Annotated in this window: 11 protein-coding genes and 2 pseudogenes; 3 read left to right on the forward strand and 10 right to left on the reverse strand. The window is 65.9% G+C overall.

Going from position 1 to position 18,745, the window contains the following annotated elements; translation table 11 throughout:
* Positions 1-2,932, reverse strand: a pseudogene (locus tag AWJ14_RS22875) (alpha-2-macroglobulin family protein); the annotation flags it as partial.
* Position 2,933: 1 nt separating this feature from the next.
* A pseudogene (locus tag AWJ14_RS22880) lies at positions 2,934-5,250 on the reverse strand (PAN/Apple domain-containing protein); the annotation flags it as partial.
* A 357-nt stretch (positions 5,251-5,607) separates the two neighbouring features.
* On the opposite strand from AWJ14_RS22880, the gene AWJ14_RS15040 reads away from it, so the two are divergent.
* Positions 5,608-5,967, forward strand: coding sequence for an ArsR/SmtB family transcription factor (locus AWJ14_RS15040; RefSeq protein ID WP_066180832.1), 360 nt, complete (start codon positions 5,608-5,610; stop codon positions 5,965-5,967).
* Positions 5,968-6,101: 134 nt separating this feature from the next.
* Here AWJ14_RS15040 and hemA read toward each other — a convergent pair whose 3' ends face one another.
* Together hemA and AWJ14_RS15050 are read right to left on the reverse strand one after the other, a co-directional pair.
* On the reverse strand, positions 6,102-7,319 hold the full coding sequence (gene hemA, locus AWJ14_RS15045; RefSeq protein WP_066180835.1) for a 5-aminolevulinate synthase: 1,218 nt from the start codon (positions 7,317-7,319) through the stop codon (positions 6,102-6,104).
* 188 nt (positions 7,320-7,507) lie between these two features.
* Positions 7,508-8,992 (reverse strand): glutamine synthetase family protein, encoded by a 1,485-nt coding sequence (locus AWJ14_RS15050; RefSeq protein WP_245304295.1) that lies wholly within the window; start codon positions 8,990-8,992, stop codon positions 7,508-7,510.
* A gap of 204 nt (positions 8,993-9,196) precedes the next feature.
* Between AWJ14_RS15050 and AWJ14_RS15055 the strand changes: the two genes are divergently transcribed.
* Positions 9,197-10,585, forward strand: coding sequence for an aspartate aminotransferase family protein (locus AWJ14_RS15055; protein ID WP_066180838.1), 1,389 nt, complete (start codon positions 9,197-9,199; stop codon positions 10,583-10,585).
* Between the two features lie 101 nt (positions 10,586-10,686).
* Positions 10,687-11,802: an acyltransferase family protein gene (locus tag AWJ14_RS15060; protein WP_066180840.1), complete on the forward strand. Its 1,116-nt coding sequence runs from the start codon at positions 10,687-10,689 to the stop codon at positions 11,800-11,802.
* A 104-nt stretch (positions 11,803-11,906) separates the two neighbouring features.
* Here AWJ14_RS15060 and AWJ14_RS15065 read toward each other — a convergent pair whose 3' ends face one another.
* The 6 genes from AWJ14_RS15065 to pcsA form a co-directional block, all read right to left on the reverse strand.
* Positions 11,907-12,977 carry a BMP family ABC transporter substrate-binding protein gene (locus AWJ14_RS15065; protein WP_066180843.1) on the reverse strand — a complete coding sequence of 357 codons (1,071 nt, stop codon included), beginning with the start codon at positions 12,975-12,977 and terminating at the stop codon, positions 11,907-11,909.
* A gap of 81 nt (positions 12,978-13,058) precedes the next feature.
* The gene (locus AWJ14_RS15070) at positions 13,059-13,979 is read right to left on the reverse strand and encodes an ABC transporter permease (protein ID WP_066180847.1); all 921 of its coding nucleotides are present in this window, start codon (positions 13,977-13,979) and stop codon (positions 13,059-13,061) included.
* Positions 13,979-15,073, reverse strand: coding sequence for an ABC transporter permease (locus AWJ14_RS15075; RefSeq protein WP_066180850.1), 1,095 nt, complete (start codon positions 15,071-15,073; stop codon positions 13,979-13,981). Before AWJ14_RS15075 ends, AWJ14_RS15070 begins: the two co-directional genes overlap by 1 nt.
* Entirely contained in the window at positions 15,063-16,643 is a 1,581-nt protein-coding gene (locus AWJ14_RS15080) for an ABC transporter ATP-binding protein (RefSeq protein ID WP_066180852.1), read from the reverse strand. The genes AWJ14_RS15075 and AWJ14_RS15080 overlap by 11 nt, the downstream gene beginning before the upstream one ends.
* Positions 16,644-16,945: 302 nt before the next feature.
* Positions 16,946-17,920, reverse strand: a complete 975-nt coding sequence (locus AWJ14_RS15085; protein WP_066180854.1) for a quinone oxidoreductase family protein — start codon at positions 17,918-17,920, stop codon at positions 16,946-16,948.
* Positions 17,921-17,990: 70 nt separating this feature from the next.
* Positions 17,991-18,719, reverse strand: coding sequence for a phosphatidylcholine synthase (gene pcsA, locus AWJ14_RS15090; protein ID WP_066180857.1), 729 nt, complete (start codon positions 18,717-18,719; stop codon positions 17,991-17,993).
* Between the last annotated feature and the right edge of the window lie 26 nt (positions 18,720-18,745).

Here is an 18,745-nt window from a genome sequence, read left to right on the forward strand (position 1 = left end):
CCGGCTCGCCGAGCCAGTCGAAATTGGACAGTTCCGCGCTGCCGATCAGCCGCGGATTGTCGATCACGAAGCCCGCCGGCAGCAGATCGGTGACGACCACGCGCGAGGGCCATTCATTGTCCTCGCGCATCTGCAGCACCACCACGAAGCGCTCGTTCTGCCTCACCTGCGAGATCGAAACCGGCTGGCCGTCGAGCGCATAGTAATCGCGGGTGATGGCAAAGCCGTCGCCGCCCGCACTCAGCGGCTGGACCGGCGCGGCAATGGTGGTGACGACCGCGTCGACCGGATCCGGACCCTTGTTGACCAGGGTCACCGGAGTGTCCCGGATCTCGGCGCCGTCGAAGCGCGCCTCATAGGCCCCGGCATAGGTCTGGCCGTTGACCTCGACCGAAATCGCCCGGTTGCCGGCGGCGATCGCCCGGGCCGCCAGCACCATCCAGGCATTTTCCTGGGTGCTGGTCGACTTGCGCTCGGCGCGGGCATCGCTCACGAACCGGATCAGCTCCGGCACGATACCGGGGGTCGGCGCGGATTCGGCGGCCAGCGCCAGCATCGCCGCCCCGTCGCGCAGGCTGGAGCCGTAGTCGTCGCGCCCGCCAAGCAGGCCGGCGGTGGAACGGGCCTGCTCGAAGGCCGAGCGGAAGCTCTCCTCGGCCCTCTGGGGATCGCCATAGAGCGACAGCGCCGCGCCGATCTGGGCCCGCGCCAGCGGCTGGGCGAAGGCATCGATCTGGCTGTCGGCGAAATAGCGCAGGTCCGTCGCCGCCGCCTTGCGGTTGCGCGCCAGCACATAGAGCGCATAGGCGATGCTCGACCCGTTGGCGCTCACGTCCGTGGTGTAGGCGAGCGTGTTCTGCAGGTTGTCGAGTGCGAGCCGGCTTGCCACCGGCGGCACCGCAAAGCCCTTTTCGGCGGCACGGGTCAGGAAGTCCGTCACATAGGCGTCGAGCCAGAGATCGCCCGACCCCGGACCCCACAGGCCGAAACTGCCCGAGGAGGACTGGTAGGAGACGAGCCGGGTGATGGCGCCCTCGATCCGCTTCCGGAGTTCCGCCGCGTCGTCGCCGCTGCTGCTGTCGCCGAGATCGCTCAGGTAAAGCAGCGGCAGCGCCCGGCTCGCGGTCTGCTCGGCGCAGCCATAGGGGTAGCGGTCGAGCGACATCAGCAGCGAAGCCACCTCGAAGGCGGCGTTGCGGGTGACGCCGATGGTAACGGAGGCGCCGTCGAGCAGGCTGTCGGCCAGCAATTCGCCATCCACCCGGAGCGACCCGCCCTTGCCCGACAGGCTTATCACCCGCTTGGTCGTCACCGGCATTGCCGCCGGCCGGATGGTGATCAGTTCCTGCCGGTCAAGCGCGAGCCCGTCAGGGCCATTCAGGGCGACGGTGAGCGTGTCGGCCCCGTTACGCAAGGCTTGAAGCGGCAGCGTCAGGCTTGCGCGCGCGCCCGAGCCGAGACTGATCGTGCGGCGCAGGCCGTCTCCGGCCTGAACCCGGCCCGAGGCGGTGAGCAGGTCCACGGCATAGTCTCCGGCCGGGCCGTCGGTGTTGGCGAGTTCGACCAGAATCCGGGACTGGTCACCCGGTGCCAGAAACTGCGGCAGGCTCGCGGTGATGACCACCGGATCGCGCACGATCACGTCGCGGCTCGCGTGGCCGACTCCCCGCTTGCTCCAGGCCACGGCGTTGACCCGCACGGTGCCGTTGAACTGCGGCATGTCGAAACTGACGGTCGCCTTGCCATCGGCATCGACCTCGACCGGCCCCTCGAAGAAGGCCACCAGCTTTTCGCGCGGCGGGCTGCCATTGGTGCGCATCATCGCTCCGTCGCCGCCGGTCCGGATTTGCCCGGTCGCCCCGGCCGACCCGTCGATCAGCTTGCCATAGAGATCGCGGATCTCGAGCCCGAGCACGCGCTGCCCGAAATACCAGGCGTCCGGGTCCGCGACCGGGTGCCGGGTCAGGTTGAGGATGCCCACATCCACAGCGGACACGCTCACGAAGGCCTGTTCGCCCGGCTCGAGACCGGCGAGCGTGACCGGCACCGTGAACGGCCCGCGCGGCTCGGTGCGTTCCGGCAGGTCGAGGCTGACATCGAGCTTGCGCGCCTCCGGATCGACCGAAAGCCATTTGACGCCGATCGCGCGCATCGGCATGCGCGACTGTTCGTCGCCGGGCCGGTAGAGCGTGGCCGTCACATAGGCACCCGCCCCCCACGCTTCGGTCACGGCAAGATCGACGGTCGCGCCACCTTCGCCCACCGACACCGTGGTGGTGGCGATCAGCCGCTCGGTGCCGACGGTGATCAGCGCCTCGCCGGCAAAGCGCGGCGAGATCCGCAGATGCGCGGTTTCGCCGACCGTGTAACTGTCCTTGTCGAGCGCGATCTCCAGCCCGTCGGGGCTTTCGATCGACTTGGCCTCGACATACCAGCCCGCATCGAACAGCAGACTGGTCTCGGCGCCGTCGGCGCCTGTCACGTCGAGCCGGTAGCGGCCCCATTCCACCATGGCGGCGACGCGCGCCGGGCCGTCGGCCTCAAGATCGACCGCGCCGTCGGCGATCTCGGTGGTCAGGTCCACTACCTCGTAATTCCATGAATTGCCGTCGCGATACCACTGATAGTTCCGCTCGATGCGCAGCAGTGACCAGGAGGCGCCGGGCATGGCCATTCTCTTGCCCGCCGCATCGACGGCGATCACGCTGAAACCGGCCTCGGTGTTTTCCGAAACCTGGTCGTCCGGGAAATCCGGCTTGATGCCGATATGCGGGCCTTCGGGTGCGACATCGAGCGTGACGCTGCGTTCGACCGCCCGCCCGCCGCTTTCGGAGGCGCGAAGGGTGACGTCGGCCTTGAGGAACTGCGTGGTGGCCGGCAGGTCGCCGCCCTGAGTTCTATGCCCTTCGCTGGCCACACCAGCGGGCTTGCANCCTCGTCGAGCGGGGCGAGCGCATCGAGCACGATCCGCGTGTTCTCGAATTCCTCGTCGGCCAACCCGAACTCATAGCCCGGATAGGCATCGAGCGCACGGGTGCGCTTGAGCACGATCTCCCCTTCGGTCGAAAGCCCGCCGGCCGGCGCGCCGTAAAGATAACGACCGGTGACCGCGACTTCCGCAGGTGCGTCCGCCGAAACCACCGCATCGCCGGCATCGAGCTGGATTTCGATCCGGTCCGGCTGGAAGTCCTCGACCAGGAAGGTGACATCGGCGATCGCGGGGCGCTTGGGGTCCGTGTGCAGGCTTGCGCGCCAGGCGCCCTGCATGGCGTTTCCGGGCAGGTCGACCGCAAAGGCGTGGCCGCCGAGCGCGGCGCCGTCGGAAACCTCGCGCCGATCCTCCACGCCGTCCGGGCGCTGTACGATCATGGTCAGCGGCAGGCCGGCAAGCGCATCGAGCGTTCCGTCGCGGGCAAGCGCCGACAGATGCACCGTCTCGCCCGGGCGGTAGATGCCCCGCTCGGTCCAGGCCATCACATCGACCCCGCCCGGCGAGGGCCGCCCGGCGACACCGCGATCGGAGAGATCGAAGCCGCCGGTCGTCAGATCCAGAAACACGAAATCGCCGTCCGGCCCCCTGGCCTGCAACACCGCCGGCGCGAGCGCCGCCGTGCCGCGGATCAGGCCCGGCTGGAAGGTAGCGCGGCCGTCGGCATCGGTGACGGCTTCGCCCAGCACCTCGTTGTTGCGCGCCAGCAGCGTAAGCGCAACCGAACCAAGCGGCCGTGCCGTTTCGAGCGAGCGCAGGAACACCGAGAGCCCGTCCTCGCCGGCAAAGCTCGACAGGCCGATGTCGGACACCAGGAACCACTGCGTGGCGCGCGCCTCCCAGTTCTCGGAGGTGTCGCCCACCGGCACAGCGGTCAGCACATAGACGCCCGGCTCGCGCTCGGGCAGCAGCGCGTCGACCGGGATGCTGGTGGTAACCTCGCGGTTGGGCTCGTTGGCAACATCGACGGTGCCTTCCCAGACCGCCTCGCCCACCTCATCGGCGATCGTCGACAGCGAGTAGCCGTCGAGCTGCCTGAGGAATTCGGAGCCGGTGACGATCCGCGACAGCGCCCGGTCGCCGACCCGGAACAGCTTGAGATCGGCCGAGGGCGTGTTGATGGTCACGAGCGGGATGCCGCGCCGCGACTTGGACGGCAGCACGAAGCTCGAGCCGGTGAAACGGGCCGCCGGCGCCCGGTCGCGGATATAGAGCGACAGCTCCACCCGGGTCTCGAGGCTTTCGTCGACCGACGAGGGCAGGCCCGGCCGCAGCACCAGCTGGTAGCGCTGGCCATGGGAGAGCCCATCGACGCACATCTGCTTGTCGCTTGTCTCGATCGCGTAATCGCTGCCGCCATCGATGCTGACGAAGCCGGAATAATCCTGGCCCGGCACCAGCGGCTCCGAGAACTGAACGCAGACGCGCGGGCTTTCACCTTCGGCGTCGATGGTGTTGTCGACCACGCGGAAGCCGCGCGCGGCCCGCAGGACGTCGTAGCTCGCGCGCAGATCCGGCGCGTCGACGAGCGCGAGGCTGGCGCGGTAGGCCTGCAGCGCGGGCCGCCACCGCTCGGACCGCTCCAGCGCCTCGGCGAGCGCGGCCAGCGCATCGGCCCGCGCCGAGGTAGTGCGCGAGGTCTGGTAGGCGTTGATGCCCGCCGAGATCGCCACCGAACGCAGGCTGCGCTGCAGTTTCGAATCCTGCGTGTCGATCGCCAGCGCCGCACGCGCGAGGTCCGCCCAGACCGGGCTGCGATCCGGCGCGGCGGCGATCGCCAGGGCATAGTATCGGACCGCTGCGGTCAGGTCGTATTCGGTCTCGGCCGTGCGGGCGAGCGAAAGATAGCGGGCCGCATCGCCGCCGTCGTTGCGCGCAACCGTGCGCTCACGGTAGGCGCGCGCCTCGTCGAGCAGCGAGGCCGGGACGAAATCGAGCGCGGCCGCGGCGCCGAGATCGGGCTCGCCGCCGGAGACCACGCGTCCCGCAACCGCCCCTTCGAAGGGATGGATGGTGTTGTAGTCGGATTTGAGGAAGCACCAGCCGGCCTTGGTGTTGTAGGTGAACGCCTTGCATTGCGCGTCGTTCAGGCAGTCGGCCTTGCACGCGTCGAGGTCGACGTCGCGCACGGTGCGCAGGTCGAAACCGAAATAGTCCGCATTGTCGGTGGTTTCGATTCGCCGGTTGCCGTCCTGGGCAAACGCCTGTGTCGAGATCAGCAGAGCGGCCATGACCATCACGATGCGACGGAGCTGCGACATGAAACCTCCCGCGCCCGGACGACCGGGCAATGTGCGAACGCCTTCAGGCCCCGGCTCTCCCGGTCCCCGCGACGGGCCCAGGCAAATCGGGACATGTCGCGCCAACCTAGATGCGGATCGCGCATGCAGGCAAGCGATATTCTTCGGCAGTCCGCGACGCGGCCAGGGCGGCGCCGCAAGAACACAATCGGCGAAAAATCGTGCAGCCGGACTATAATCGGAAATAATCGGCGATCAGTTCCACCCAACGGACCGCTGCAATTGACTTGCTGGTAAAGCAGCCTTTTATATGTATTTACATGCACGCTTTTCGAAGCGGACCGCCCCGTTATAAATCACTTCATTGAGCGACACGTCATGGTTTTACCGCAGATCAAGGCAGATATGGATAGGGAAGAACTGAACCTGCTGATGGTTCAGGCGCGCAAGGCCAGCGACTTGCTGAAATCGCTGAGCCATGAAACGCGGCTGATGATCCTGTGCATCCTGTCCGAAGGCGAGAAATCGGTTTCCGAACTCGAGGAAATCCTGTCGATGCCGCAGGCCGCGGTTTCGCAGCAACTGGCCCGGCTCCGGCTCGACGGGCTGGTCAAGACCCGCCGTGAGGGGCGCATGATCTATTACTCGATCCTCAACCAGGAAGTCTCGTCGGTGATCGGAACGCTCTACACGCTGTTTTGCGCGCCCGTGCGCGGCACCGACGGCAAGGACGCCTGAGAGCCGCGCCCCGCGCCCTGCCCTTGCGGCTTGCAGCAAACGGCGCCTTCGACGCGGCGAACTCGTGTCATGAAAAAGCCGGCCAGGACAACCGGGCCGGCTTTTCTCTTGAAATGTTTGCGTGAAACCGGACCTCAGGCCACGGCCCGAGCAAGCGCGCACTGCGACCACAATTCGCTGAGCGCTCCGGCAAGCTGCGCGATGTCGCCATCGGTGTGCATCGGCGTCGGCGTGATCCTGAGCCGCTCGGTCTTGACCGGAACCGTCGGGTAATTGATCGGCTGCACGTAGATGCCGTGATTTTCCATCAGCACATCCGAGATCCATTTGCACTTGGAGGCGTTGCCGACCATCACCGGCACGATATGGCTCGGGTTGGGCATGTGCGGAATGCCGTGCGCATCAAGCGCGGCGCGGACCTTTGCCACGTTGTCCTGATGCCGGCGGCGCTCGAGCTGGCTCACCTTGAGGTGGCGGATCGAGGCGGTCGCGGCCGCGGCAAGCGCGGGCGGGATCGAGGTGGTGAAGATGAAGCCCGAGGCGAAGCTGCGCACGAAATCGCACAGCGCGCGCGAGCCGGCGATATAGCCGCCCATCACGCCGATCGCCTTGCCGAGCGTGCCTTCGATCACGGTCAGGCGGTCCATCAGGCCCTCGCGTTCGGCGATACCGCCGCCGCGCGGCCCGTACATGCCGACCGCGTGCACTTCATCGAGATAGGTCATGGCGCCGAATTCGTCGGCCACGTCGCACAGCGCCTCGATCGGGCCGATGTCGCCATCCATCGAATAGACGCTTTCGAACGCCACCAGCTTGGGCGCGGCCGGATCGTCGAGCGCCATCAGGCGGCGCAGGTCCTCGGGATCGTTGTGCTTGAAGACGCGCTTTTCGCAACGGGCATAGCGAATGCCCTCGATCATCGAGGCGTGGTTGAGCGCGTCGGAATAGATGATCAGGCCCGGGATCTTGGCGCCGAGCGTGCCGAGTGCCGCCCAGTTGGAGACATAGCCGGAGGTGAAGATCAGCGCATCTTCCTTGCCGTGCAGGTCCGCGAGTTCCCGCTCGAGCAGCACATGGTGATGGTTGGTGCCCGAAATGTTGCGGGTTCCGCCGGCGCCGGCGCCGCAGCGGTCGATCGCATCCTTCATCGCGCCGGTGACAATCGGATTCTGGCCCATGCCCAGATAGTCGTTCGAACACCAGACCGTCACGTCCTGCGTCGAGCCGTCCGGACGGTACCGCGTCGCCCGCGAGCAACTGCCCACCTGGCGCTCGAGTTCCGCAAACACCCGATAGTTGCCCGCCTCGCGCAGGCCTCCGAGCTTTTCCTCGAAGAACGCTTCAAAATTCATGGTATTCTTCCTATGTGACATCACCAAGATGCGAAACAATAACAATCGCGTCAACCCGCAAGCAGATCGTCCGGATCGTCAAATCGTCGCACGGCGGGAGACGGGTGACTTTGTCCTATATCAAATCGTGACAGGAGTTGTGGGGTGAATGGGCGAAAACCTGCGATGCGTACCGCCGCGGCACGGCACTACAGATAGGTCGACCGCTCCAGCGGCGTGATTTCGTTGTCGAAGGCCATGAGTTCCTCGCGCTTGATCTCGGCGAAAATCTTGCGCAGTTCCGGGCCGAACAGGCGGCGGATGAAATCCGAGCGCTCGAAATCCTCGATCGCGTCGTCCATGTCGTCCGACAGTTGCGGCAAGGGCACGTTGTAGGCGTTGCCTTCCACCGCCGGCGGCGGCATGCGCCCGGTCTCGAGCCCCTCGAGCATGCCCCCGAGCACGCCGGCGAGCACGAAATAGGGATTGGCGTCAGCGCCCGACATGCGGTGCTCCAGCCGGCGCGCCTTGTCGTCGGAAGCCGGCACCCGGACCACCACCGAGCGGTTGTTGCGCCCCCAGGCGATTCGGGTCGGCGCGTAGGAACCCGGCTGCAGCCGGCGATAGCCGTTGAAACCGGGAATATAGAGCAAAAGCGTGTCCTTGAGCGTCGACAGCAGGCCGGCTGCGGCATGCTGCAGCCGGAGATCGCCCGATTCGCCCGAAAAGATGTTGTTGCCCTCGGCATCGAGAATGCTGGCATGCACATGCATGCCGTTGCCCGGCCATTCGAGGAACGGCTTGGCCATGAAGGTGGCGCGCAAACCGTGCTTGTGGGCCGTCTCGGTGATCAGGCGGCGCAACAGCACCGTGTCGTCGGCGGCCGCCATGGCGTCGTCGCGGTGCTTGAGATTGACCTCGAACTGGCCCGGCGCCGCCTCCTTGATGATGGTGTCTATCGGCAGGCCCTGGGCCATCGCCGCGGCGCGGATCTCGGCGAACAGGTCGCTCTGGCCGCGCAGCTCCGACAGCGAATACATCTGCTGCTGGTCGGGCCCGGGACCATGGTCCTTGCCCATCCGACCCGAGCGCTGGAACACCGCCGGATCGACGAGGTAGAATTCAAGCTCGAAGGCGGTGACCGGCCGCAGCCCCTTGGCGGAAAAACGGTCGATGATGCGCTGGAGCACGTGGCGCGGATCGTAGTCGCAGGGCTCGCCGGTCTCGGTGTACATCGACATCAGCACCTGGGCCGAGGGCCTCGGCGCCCACGGCGCGCGGTTGATGCGGCCGGGAATCGCGCGGCAATAGCCGTCGATGTCGCCGGTTTCGATGTGGATGCCGGTCGATTCGACCTCCCTGCCCCAGATGTCGAGGCCGAAGATCGACAGCGGCATGTTGATGCCGGGATACCCCGCCTTAGCCAGTGCTTCGGTCGGGCCCCATTTGCCGCGCATCACGCCATTGATGTCGGGAATGAGGAAATCCACCGATTCGATATCGGGATTTTCAGCCAGGAACCGCTCCGCTTCCGCGTTGTTGGGGCGGTTCGTGTCGGTCTCGTTCAGTCCGGCGCCGTCGCGCATGTTGTCACCGTGCCCTTTCAGGACTATTCGTTGCGGCACCGAAGCACCGGCTCCGCCTTCCGCGATGCGCCGGCGCGTGAGCACCTTGAGCCAACGCATATACAGCATCGAACGGAGGAATCCATTTCATCTGTACATGCAACCGGCCCGGAATGCGCTGCTTGTCCGCGCCGAAATTTTGTGCACACACTCAGATAAAGGTCAAACCGATTTCAATTCGGTCCAGATCCACAGTCAACCAGAGCAACACCCAACAGGCCAGCATCGCCCAAGCCACCATCCATCGGACCACCATCAGTCAGGAATGTTTTCATGCGCGTCAATGTGTCTTCCCACGATCTCAAGGTCTCCGACCACAAACACCATCTCCACCCGTTCACCGATCACGGCGCGCTTGGCGTCGATGAGCGGCGGGTGATTTCGCGGGCGGATGGGGTCTGGATCTGGGACAGCGAGGGCAACCGCATGCTCGACGGCATGGCGGGCCTGTGGTGCGTCAATGTCGGCCACGGCCGCCAGGAGATCGTGGAAGCGGTGCGCGCGCAGATGAGCGAGTTGTCCTATTACAACACGTTCTTCAAGACCACGCATCCGCCGGTGATCGAACTCTCGGAGATGATCGCCGAGATCGCGCCCGAGCACATGAACATGGTGTTTTACGGCGGCTCGGGTTCGGACGCCAACGACACCGTGTTCCGGCTTGTGCGCTATTACTGGGACCTGATGGGCAAGCCCGACAAGAAGATGATCCTGTCGCGCCACAACGCCTATCACGGCTCGACGGTGGCCGGCGCCTCGCTCGGCGGCATGGGCGGCATGCACGGCCAGGGCAACCTGCCGGTACCGGGCATCCACCACATTGCCCAGCCCTACTGGTTCGGCGAAGGCATGCAGACCGGCATGAGCGAGGACGAGTTCGGCCTCTGGGCGGCGCGCGAGCTCGAACGCGCCATCGACGAGATCGGCGAGGACAAGATCGCCGCCTTCATCGCCGAGCCGATCCAGGGCGCCGGCGGCGTCATCATTCCGCCCGCCACCTATTGGCCGGAAGTCGCCCGCATCCTCAAGCAGCGCGACATCCTGTTCGTCTCCGACGAGGTGATCTGCGGCTTCGGGCGCACCGGGGAATGGTTCGGCGCCGATACCTACGGCCTGAAGCCCGACCTGATGTCGATCGCCAAGGGACTGACCTCGGGCTATCTGCCGATGGGCGGCGTCATCGTTTCCGACAAGATCGCCGACGTGCTGCACGAAAAGGGTGGCGAGTTCTATCACGGCTACACCTATTCCGGTCACCCCGCGGCCTGCGCGGCGGCGATCGCCAACCTCGCCATCATGAAGCGGGAGAACCTGGTCGAGCGCGTGCGCGACCAGATCGGACCCTATTTCCGAAAGAAGTGGCTCGAACTCGGCGATCATCCGATGGTGGGCGAAGCCCGCATGAAGGGCCTGGTCGGCGCGCTCGAACTGGTGCCCGACAAGGCCGACCTCTCCAAGCGCTTTGGGGATGTCGGCAAGGTCGGCACCATCGCCCGCGACCATTCCTTCAATTCCGGCCTGGTGATGCGGGCGGTGCGCGACAGCCTGATCATTTCGCCGCCGCTGGTGATCACCGAGGAGGAGACCGACCAGCTCGTCGCGAGCGCGCGCCAGGCGCTCGATCTGGCCTGGGCGGATGTGCGCAAGCAGGGGCTCGCCTGAGCGGGGCCGCGATTAACCCTGACGCTTAAGCTTAACGCCGGGTTATCAAGCCCGGCGTTTTCGCATGCGCTAATATATAGGCTTCCAGGGAGGAAGCCGCCGTGCAAGACGATCATACGAACGGAGCCCCGAGCCAGCCCCGCACCCGCAACGGCTTGCTCGATCTTTTGCGTTTCGCTGCCGCGCTGGTGGTGATGGCCTATCATTTCCTCTATCGCGGCGGACGCGAGGGCGGCTATCTCAGCCAGGATTACGGTGCCCTCGGCCATCAGGTCACGCTCGGCTATCTCGGCGTCAACCTGTTCTTCCTGATCTCCGGCTTCGTGATCATTTGGTCGGCCTCGGGACGAGACTGGTACGGCTTTGCGGTGAGCCGGTTCGCGCGGCTCTATCCGGCGCATCTGGCGGCGATGACGATCACCTTCCTGATGATGGCGTGGTGGGACGAAGCGCCGTTCGTGAGGACGCTGTGGCACTGGTTCGCCAATCTGACCATGCTCGCACCCGCCTTCGGCGCCCCCTTCATGGACGGGGCCTACTGGTCGATCGTGATCGAACTGATCTTCTATTTCTGGGTGATGATCGGTCTGTTTTCCGGCCTGCTGCCGCGCCGCACCGACGGCGTGCTCGCCGCCTGGCTCGCGGTGATCTTCGTCAATAACCTGCTGATCGGCTCACGGCCGCTCGAACTGATCCTGGCGACCGAATACGGCGCCTATTTCGCGCTCGGCGCGATCGTCTGGCGGCTGTCCTCGCAAGGGGCAAGCGGGCTGCGCCTGGGCCTTGCGGCCTGTGCGCTGACGATGACGTTCCACACCGCCGAGGTGCAACGCCTCGATGCGATCGGACGGCTCGGGGAAGCCGCGTCCGCCTCCGAGGTCGCCCTTGCCAATGCAGGCATCGTCGCGCTGTTCCTGGTCGCGGCCATGTTTGGCCGCAAGATCCGCGCCGGACGGTGGGCGCTGATGCTCGGCGGCCTGTCCTATCCGCTCTATCTCGTCCACCAGAACGCCGGCTACATGCTGATCAACCTGACCGCGCCGCTGATCGGCAAATGGGCGGCATTCGCACTGGCGGTAACGCTGTCGCTCGCCGTCAGCCACTGGATCTGGCGCAGCGTCGAGCCGGGCGGCCGCCGGCTGATCCGGGCCCTGCTGTCGCCCGCCGCCCGCTTTCTGCCGCGCACCCTTCAGCGCTTCCCCGCCCCGGCCGAATGAAGTCGGGCGAAGACAAAAAGAGGGGCGGCCGATGAAGCCGCCCCTCCCTGTCCTGTCTGGGTTTGACGCCCGCGCATGCCTGGTGCGCCGGAGGGATCCCGCGCTTACTGCGGCAGCTTGTCGTCCACGCCTTCGACGTAGAAGTTCATGCCGAGCAGCGTGCCGTCGTCGGAGGTTTCGCCTTCCTTGAGCCAGACGCTGCCGTCCTGCTTATTGATCGGGCCGGTGAAGGGATGCAGTTCGCCGGATTCGATCTTGGCCTGGGTTTCCTCGGCCATCGCCTTCACGTCGTCAGGCATGTTGGTGTAGGGCGCCATCGCCAGGATGCCGTCCTTGAGGCCGTCCCAGGTGGACTGGCCGCCCTTCCAGGTGCCGTCCATGGCCGCCTTGATCTGCTTTTCGTAGTACGGACCCCAGGTGTCGACGATCGCGGTCAGCTGCGAGTTCGGGCCGGCGGTGATCTGGTCGAAGGCCTGACCGAAGGCCTTGATGCCGCGCTCTTCGGCAACCTGCATCGGGCCGGTGGAGTCGGTGTGCTGGGTGATGATGTCGACGCCCTGGTCGATCAGCGCCTTGGCGGCGTCGGCTTCCTTGCCGGCGTCAAACCAGCTGTTGACCCACACCACCTTGAGCTTGAAGTCCGGATTGACCGAACGGGCGCCGGTCAGGAAGCCGTTGATGCCCATCACCACTTCCGGAATCGGGAAGGAGGCGATGTAGCCGGCCACGCCGGTCTTCGACATCTTGCCGGCGATCTGGCCGATGATGTAGCGGCCTTCGTAGAAGCGCGAGTTGTAGGTGGTCACGTTCGGCGCGGTCTTGTAGCCGGTGGCGTGCTCGAACTTCACGTCCGGGAACTTCTCGGCCACGGCGATGGTCGAATCCATGAAGCCGAACGATGTGGTGAAGATGATGCCGCAGCCCGAGCGTGCGAAGCGCTCGATGGCGCGTTCAGCATCGGGGCCTTCCGGCACGTTTTCGAGCGCCACGGTCTCGACCTTGTCGCCGAGCTTGTCCTGGGCATACTGCCGGCCGACCTCATGCGCCTGGGTCCAGCCGCCATCGGTCTTCGAGCCGACATAGATGAAGCAGGCCTTGAACTTGTCTTCCGCCATGGCGCCGGTCGCGGCGGTCATGGTCAGCGTCGCCGCCAATGCAAAAACAATTTTCTTCATGTGGTTTACCTCTCTGTTGGTCCCCCGGACCTGCCGGGCGGAATGGGAAAGCAATACGGAATACACGCGAAGGGCGCGCGCTTACCGGTCCGGCACGAAGGGTTGGCCCAGCGAAGCGGGAGTGTTCATCAGTGTCAAGCGGCGGTCGCGGGAAATGATGACCAGAACCACCACGGTGGCGAGGTAGGGCAAGGCCGACAGGAACTGCGAGGGAACGCCGATGCCGAGCGCCTGGGCGTGCAGCTGCCCGATCGAGACGGCGCCGAACAGATAGGCGCCGCCGAGCACGCGCCAGGGCCGCCAGGAGGCGAACACCACCAGCGCGAGCGCGATCCAGCCGCGTCCCGCGGTCATGTTCTCGACCCATTGCGGCGTGTAGACCAGCGACAGATGCGCCCCCGCGAGCCCCGCGCAAGCGCCGCCGAACATCACTGCGAGATAGCGGATGCGGATCACATCGATGCCGAGCGCATGGGCGGAAGCATGGTTGTCGCCGATCGCGCGCAGCGTCAGGCCCGCGCGGGTGCGGAACAGGAACCAGGCCACGCCGAAGGTGAGCAGCAGCGACAGGTAGAAGATCGGGTCCTGCCCGAACACCAGCCGGCCGACCAGCGGAATCTCGCTCAGTCCCGGAATCGAAAGGCTCGGCAGCTTGATCCCGGCCGAGCCCACGAAGCTTTCCCCGATCATGCCCGAGAGTCCGAGCCCGAGCAGCGTCAGCGACAGGCCGGTGGCGACCTGGTTGGCCGCCAGCGACAGGGTCAGCACGCCGAACAAGAGCGAGATCAGCGCACCGGCGACGATCGCCGCCAGCATGCCGAGCCAGGGCGATCCGGTCAGCAACGTGGCCGCGAAACCGCAGACCGCGCCGATCACCATCATGCCCTCGACGCCGAGATTGAGCACGCCGGAGCGCTCGACCACCAGTTCGCCGATGGCCGCGATCAGCAGCGGGGTCGCCGCCGTCATGATCGTGAGAAGAATGTTCTGGGCGATATCCATCAGGCCTGGCCTCCAGCGCCCGCGGCGGCCTTGCGCCAGACGAGCCGCACCCGGTACGTGATCAGCGTGTCGCATCCCAACACGAAAAACAGAAGCAGGCCCTGGAACACCCGGCCGACCTTGTCGGAGATGCCGAGCGTCATCTGCGCCGCCTCGCCGCCGAGATAGGTCAGCGCCAGCATGAAGCCCGCGGCAATCGCGCCGAGCGGGCTCAGGCGGCCGAGGAAGGCCACGATGATGGCGGTGAAGCCGTAGCCCGGCGAAATGGTTTCGCGCAGCTGGCCGATCGCGCCCGAGACCTCAGCGATGCCCGCAAGGCCCGCAAGCGCACCCGACAGCAAGAAGGCGAAGAAGGTCATGCGGGTTTGCGAGAAGCCGGCGAAGCGCCCTGCCCGCGGATTGGCGCCCAGCACCCGCACCTCGAAGCCGTTCAGCGTGAAGCGCAGCATGAACCAGACCATGAGCGCCGCAAGGATCGCCAGCAGAAGTCCGTAATGGGCGCTGCCCTGCGACGGCAGGATCTCGGGCAGCCTCGCGGCCTGGGGGAAGCGGATCGAACCCGGGAAATTGTTGCCGTTCGGATCGCGCAACACGCCGCGCGCGAGCCAGTCGAGAAACAGCTGCGCGGTGTAGACCAGCATCAGGCTGGTCAGGATCTCGTTGGTGTTGAAGCGGGTCTTGAGGAAGGCCGGGATCGCACCCCAGGCCGCGCCGCCGACCATTCCGAGCAGCAGCATCAGCGGCAGCGTCAGCCACGACTGGAAGCCGGGCATCAGGATCGGCACCAGCGAGCCGAGAATGCCGCCCATGATGAACTGGCCTTCGGCACCGATATTCCAGTTGTTGGAGCGGTAGCAGACCGAAAGACCGACCGCGATCAGGATCAGCGGCGCCGCCTTCACGGTCAGTTCGTGGATCGACCACATCTCCGTCAGGGGCTCAATGAAAAAGGCGTAGAGCGCGTCGAACGGGTTCTTGCCGAGCGCCATGAACAGGATCGCGCCGGCCACCAGCGTCAGGCCGAGGGCGATGAAGGGCGAGAGCACAGCAAACAGGGCCGACGGCACCGGCCGCTTCTGAAGTTCAATGCGCATGCGCCGCCTCCGCCGGGTCCACGCCGTGGCCCGCGCCGTCATGGAATCCGCCCATCAGCAGGCCGATGCGCTCGCGCGTCATGGTCGCGGCCGGTTCGGGCTTCGAAAGCCGGCCCTCGTTGATGACGGAAATGCTCGAGGCAATCTCGAACACCTCGTCGAGGTCCTGGCTGATGACGATCACCGCCGAGCCGCTCTTGGCAAGGTCGACCAGCGCCTGGCGGATGCGGCTTGCCGCGCCCGCGTCCACGCCCCAGGTCGGCTGGTTGACCACCAGCACCCGCGGCTGCCGGTCGAGTTCGCGGCCGACGATGAATTTCTGCAGGTTTCCGCCCGACAGCGACCCGGCCGGCGGATCGACCAGCGATTTGCGCACGTCCATCGCACTGGAGATGCGCTTGGTCGCCGCCGCCACCGGCCCGTTGTTGATCAGCCCCAGCCAGCCGCCGGTGAGAAACGCCTTGCGATCGGAGGCGTAGCGCGACAGCACCAGGTTGCCGCTCAGGCTCATGGTCGGCACCGCCGCGTGGCCGTGGCGCTCTTCTGGCACGAAGCTGCAGCCCATCAGCCGGCGCGCAGTGATGCCGAGGCGCCCGGCCGGGGTTCCGGCGATGCGGATGGCCTCGGGATTGGCGACCGTGACTTCGCCCGAAAGAACGTCGAACAGCTCGCTCTGGCCGTTGCCGGCGACACCGGCGATCGCGATCACCTCGCCCGCGCGGACCGTCAGGTCCACGTCCTTGAGCGTCACCGCGAACGGCGTGCGCGCCGGTGCCGAGAGGCTTGCCACCTCCACCAGCACCTCGCCGGGCTCGCCGAGACCGGCGCCGGTGATCTCGGCCACCTCGCCGCCCACCATCATGCGGGCGAGCGAGGACGGGGTTTCCTTGCGCGGGTCGCAGGCGCCGGTGACCTTGCCGTGTCGCAGCACCGTGGCCCGGTCGCAGATCCGCTGCACCTCCTCGAGCCGGTGCGAGATATAGAGGACCGAGCGCCCCTCGGCCTTGAGCTTGGCAAGCGTCTCGAACAGCTTGTCGGCCTCCTGCGGCGTCAGCACCGAGGTCGGTTCGTCGAGAATGATGAGTTCGGGGTTTTGCAGCAGCGCCCGCACGATCTCGATGCGCTGGCGTTCGCCCACCGAGAGGTCGGCGACGTGGGCGGAGGGATCGAGCGGCAGGCCGTACTCGACCGACAGCCGCCGTGCCTCGTCCGAGATCCGCTCGATCGGAACATTGCCGTCGAGCGCAAGCGCGATGTTTTCGGCCACCGTGAGGGCTTCGAACAGCGAAAAATGCTGAAACACCATGCCCACGCCGGTGGCCCGCGCCTCGCCGGGGCTGCCGATCTTGACCGGCCGCCCCTTCCACAGGATCTCGCCGCCGCTCGGCTCGAGCACGCCGAACAGCATCTTGACGAGCGTGGACTTGCCCGCGCCGTTCTCGCCCAGAAGCGCATGCACCTCGCCGGGCGCAATCGCCAGGTCGATGCCGTCGCAGGCCCGGAGGCTTCCGAAGATCTTGGTCAGCCCCTTCGTTTCCAGAAGCGGTATCAGGTTTTGCCGATCGTTCACTTTGCCCCCTGGCTGTGATGCGCCCAATGGCCGCCTAGATTTGAGGCATTTTCCCAAAGAGCACAAGAATCAAGCTTCATCATCTCGCCCCCAAATTCAAGCACTCTTTTCCGCTGTCCCCGGTGTGCAATCGCGGCCGTCGTTCCATCGCCCGCGCCCTGCCCCGGACGCCCCGAATGCGAATTGCCGAATGATTCCATTGCCGGATGTGAAACCATAGTCAATCGGCAGCCGCGCGCGACGGGTATTTGATGGCTTTTCCAGAGATTGCTTCAAACGGCATCACAGGGTTTGCTCCCGCCTCAAGGCTTGAGAACGGTGACGCCGGTGGTCTTGCGCCCCTCCAGATCGGTGTGGGCCCGCGCGGCGTCGGAGAGCGGATAGTGCTGGTTGATGCCGATCCTGACGGTGCCGTTCGCGACCACCTCGAACAGGGCTGCGGCCGACTGCTCGAGGTCGGCGCGCCTGGCGTTGTAGACGAACAGCGTCGGCCGCGTGGCAAACAGCGAGCCCTTCTGCGCGAGAATGCCGATATTGAACGGCTCGATCGGCCCGGAAGACTGGCCGAAGCTGGCCCAGAGCCCGCGCGGGCGCAGGCAGTCGAGCGAGCCCGGGAACGTGTCCTTGCCGACCGAATCATAGACCACGTCCACGCCCTTGCCGCCGGTGATGTCCTTGACGCGGGCGACGAAATCCTCGGTGCGATAGTTGATCACGTGGTCGTAGCCATTGGCGCGGGCAAGCTCCGCCTTCTCCTCGGAGCCGACGGTGCCGATCACGGTGGCGCCAAGCGCCTTGGCCCACTGGCCCGCGATCAGGCCGACGCCACCGGCTGCGGCATGAAACAGGATCGTGTCTCCCGCCTCGACCCGGTGCGTGCGGCGCAGCAGATATTCCGCGGTCATGCCCTTGAGCATCATGCCGGCGGCCGTGTCGAGATCGATGGCGTCCGGCACCTTGACCAGCTGGTCGGCGGCGATCACCCGCTCCTGCGCATAGGCGCCGATCGGCCCGGCATAGGCGACGCGGTCGCCTTCCTTCAGATCGCTCACGCCCTCGCCGAGCGCGACCACCACGCCGGCCCCCTCGTTGCCCGGCACCAGCGGCAGGCCATTGGGCGCGGCATAAAGGCCGGTGCGGAAATAGACGTCGATGAAGTTGAGTCCGACCGCTTCATGGCGGATGCGCACCTGGCCGGCTCCGGGCGCCCCGGCTTCGTGATCGCGCCATTCGAGAACGTCGGGGCCACCGTGGTTCGAAACAACAATTGCCTTCATCGAGTCTACTCCAGTCTGAAATCAGCAGGACGGCCAGCGGCCGCATATCGGGGACCGGTCCGGCGCGTCGCTAGCGCCGGCCGAGAGAGGGAAACAGCTGCATGATCGCGCCGATGACGAACAGGTAGCCCCCCGTCAGCATCACCGCCCACATCAGCCATTCGGGGCTCTTGAAATGCAGAAGCAGCGCGTAGCCCGACAGCACCGACCAGATCGCGAACACCGTCAGATTGAGCGGTCTCAATCTGACGACGCGCACGGGGTGCAGGAAATTGATCGGCAGGAAGGTCATCACCACGGCCGCCAGCACGATGCCGAAGGCGACCATCTCGGACGGGTTGGTCACGAACAGGGTGAAGACCAGCATGTTCCAGACCACGGGAAAGCCCGAGAAGAAATTCTCGTCGGTCTTCATGCCCATGTCGGCATAGTAGATCGCGCTCGACACCACGATCAGGCCCGCGGCCACGAAGGACAGCGGCTCGCCGATCATGCCGCTTTCATAGAGAGCAAAGGCGGGAATGAGCACATAGGTGACGTAGTCGATCACATTGTCGAGCATGATGCCCGACCAGTTGGGCAGCACTTCCTTGACGTTGAGCTTGCGGGCGATCGGGCCGTCGATGCCGTCGATCAGCATGGCCACGCCGAGCCACCACCACAGGTCGATGAAGCGGCCTTCCGCCGCCGCCACCAGCGCCAGGAACGCCATGTAGGAGCCGCTGGCGGTCAGGATATGCACCGAGAACGCCCGGATCTCCGCGTAGGGAACACGGCGGTATTTAAATGGAAGCTTCATGCCGCCGACACTTTCTGTATGCGCAT

The organism is Parahoeflea olei, assembly GCF_001703635.1.
In the GTDB taxonomy this organism is placed as follows: domain Bacteria; phylum Pseudomonadota; class Alphaproteobacteria; order Rhizobiales; family Rhizobiaceae; genus Hoeflea; species Hoeflea olei.

Excerpts from the sequence above, each read along its gene's own strand:
- AWJ14_RS15040 (WP_066180832.1), top strand. The coding sequence starts at position 5,608 with ATGGTTTTACCGCAGATCAAGGCAGATATGGATAGGGAAGAACTGAAC.
- AWJ14_RS15070 (WP_066180847.1), bottom strand. The coding sequence starts at position 13,979 with ATGGATATCGCCCAGAACATTCTTCTCACGATCATGACGGCGGCGACC.
- AWJ14_RS15065 (WP_066180843.1), bottom strand. The coding sequence starts at position 12,977 with ATGAAGAAAATTGTTTTTGCATTGGCGGCGACGCTGACCATGACCGCC.
- AWJ14_RS15050 (WP_245304295.1), bottom strand. The coding sequence starts at position 8,992 with ATGCTGTATATGCGTTGGCTCAAGGTGCTCACGCGCCGGCGCATCGCG.
- AWJ14_RS15055 (WP_066180838.1), top strand. The coding sequence starts at position 9,197 with ATGCGCGTCAATGTGTCTTCCCACGATCTCAAGGTCTCCGACCACAAA.
- hemA (WP_066180835.1), bottom strand. The coding sequence starts at position 7,319 with ATGAATTTTGAAGCGTTCTTCGAGGAAAAGCTCGGAGGCCTGCGCGAG.
- pcsA (WP_066180857.1), bottom strand. The coding sequence starts at position 18,719 with ATGAAGCTTCCATTTAAATACCGCCGTGTTCCCTACGCGGAGATCCGG.
- AWJ14_RS15075 (WP_066180850.1), bottom strand. The coding sequence starts at position 15,073 with ATGCGCATTGAACTTCAGAAGCGGCCGGTGCCGTCGGCCCTGTTTGCT.
- AWJ14_RS15085 (WP_066180854.1), bottom strand. The coding sequence starts at position 17,920 with ATGAAGGCAATTGTTGTTTCGAACCACGGTGGCCCCGACGTTCTCGAA.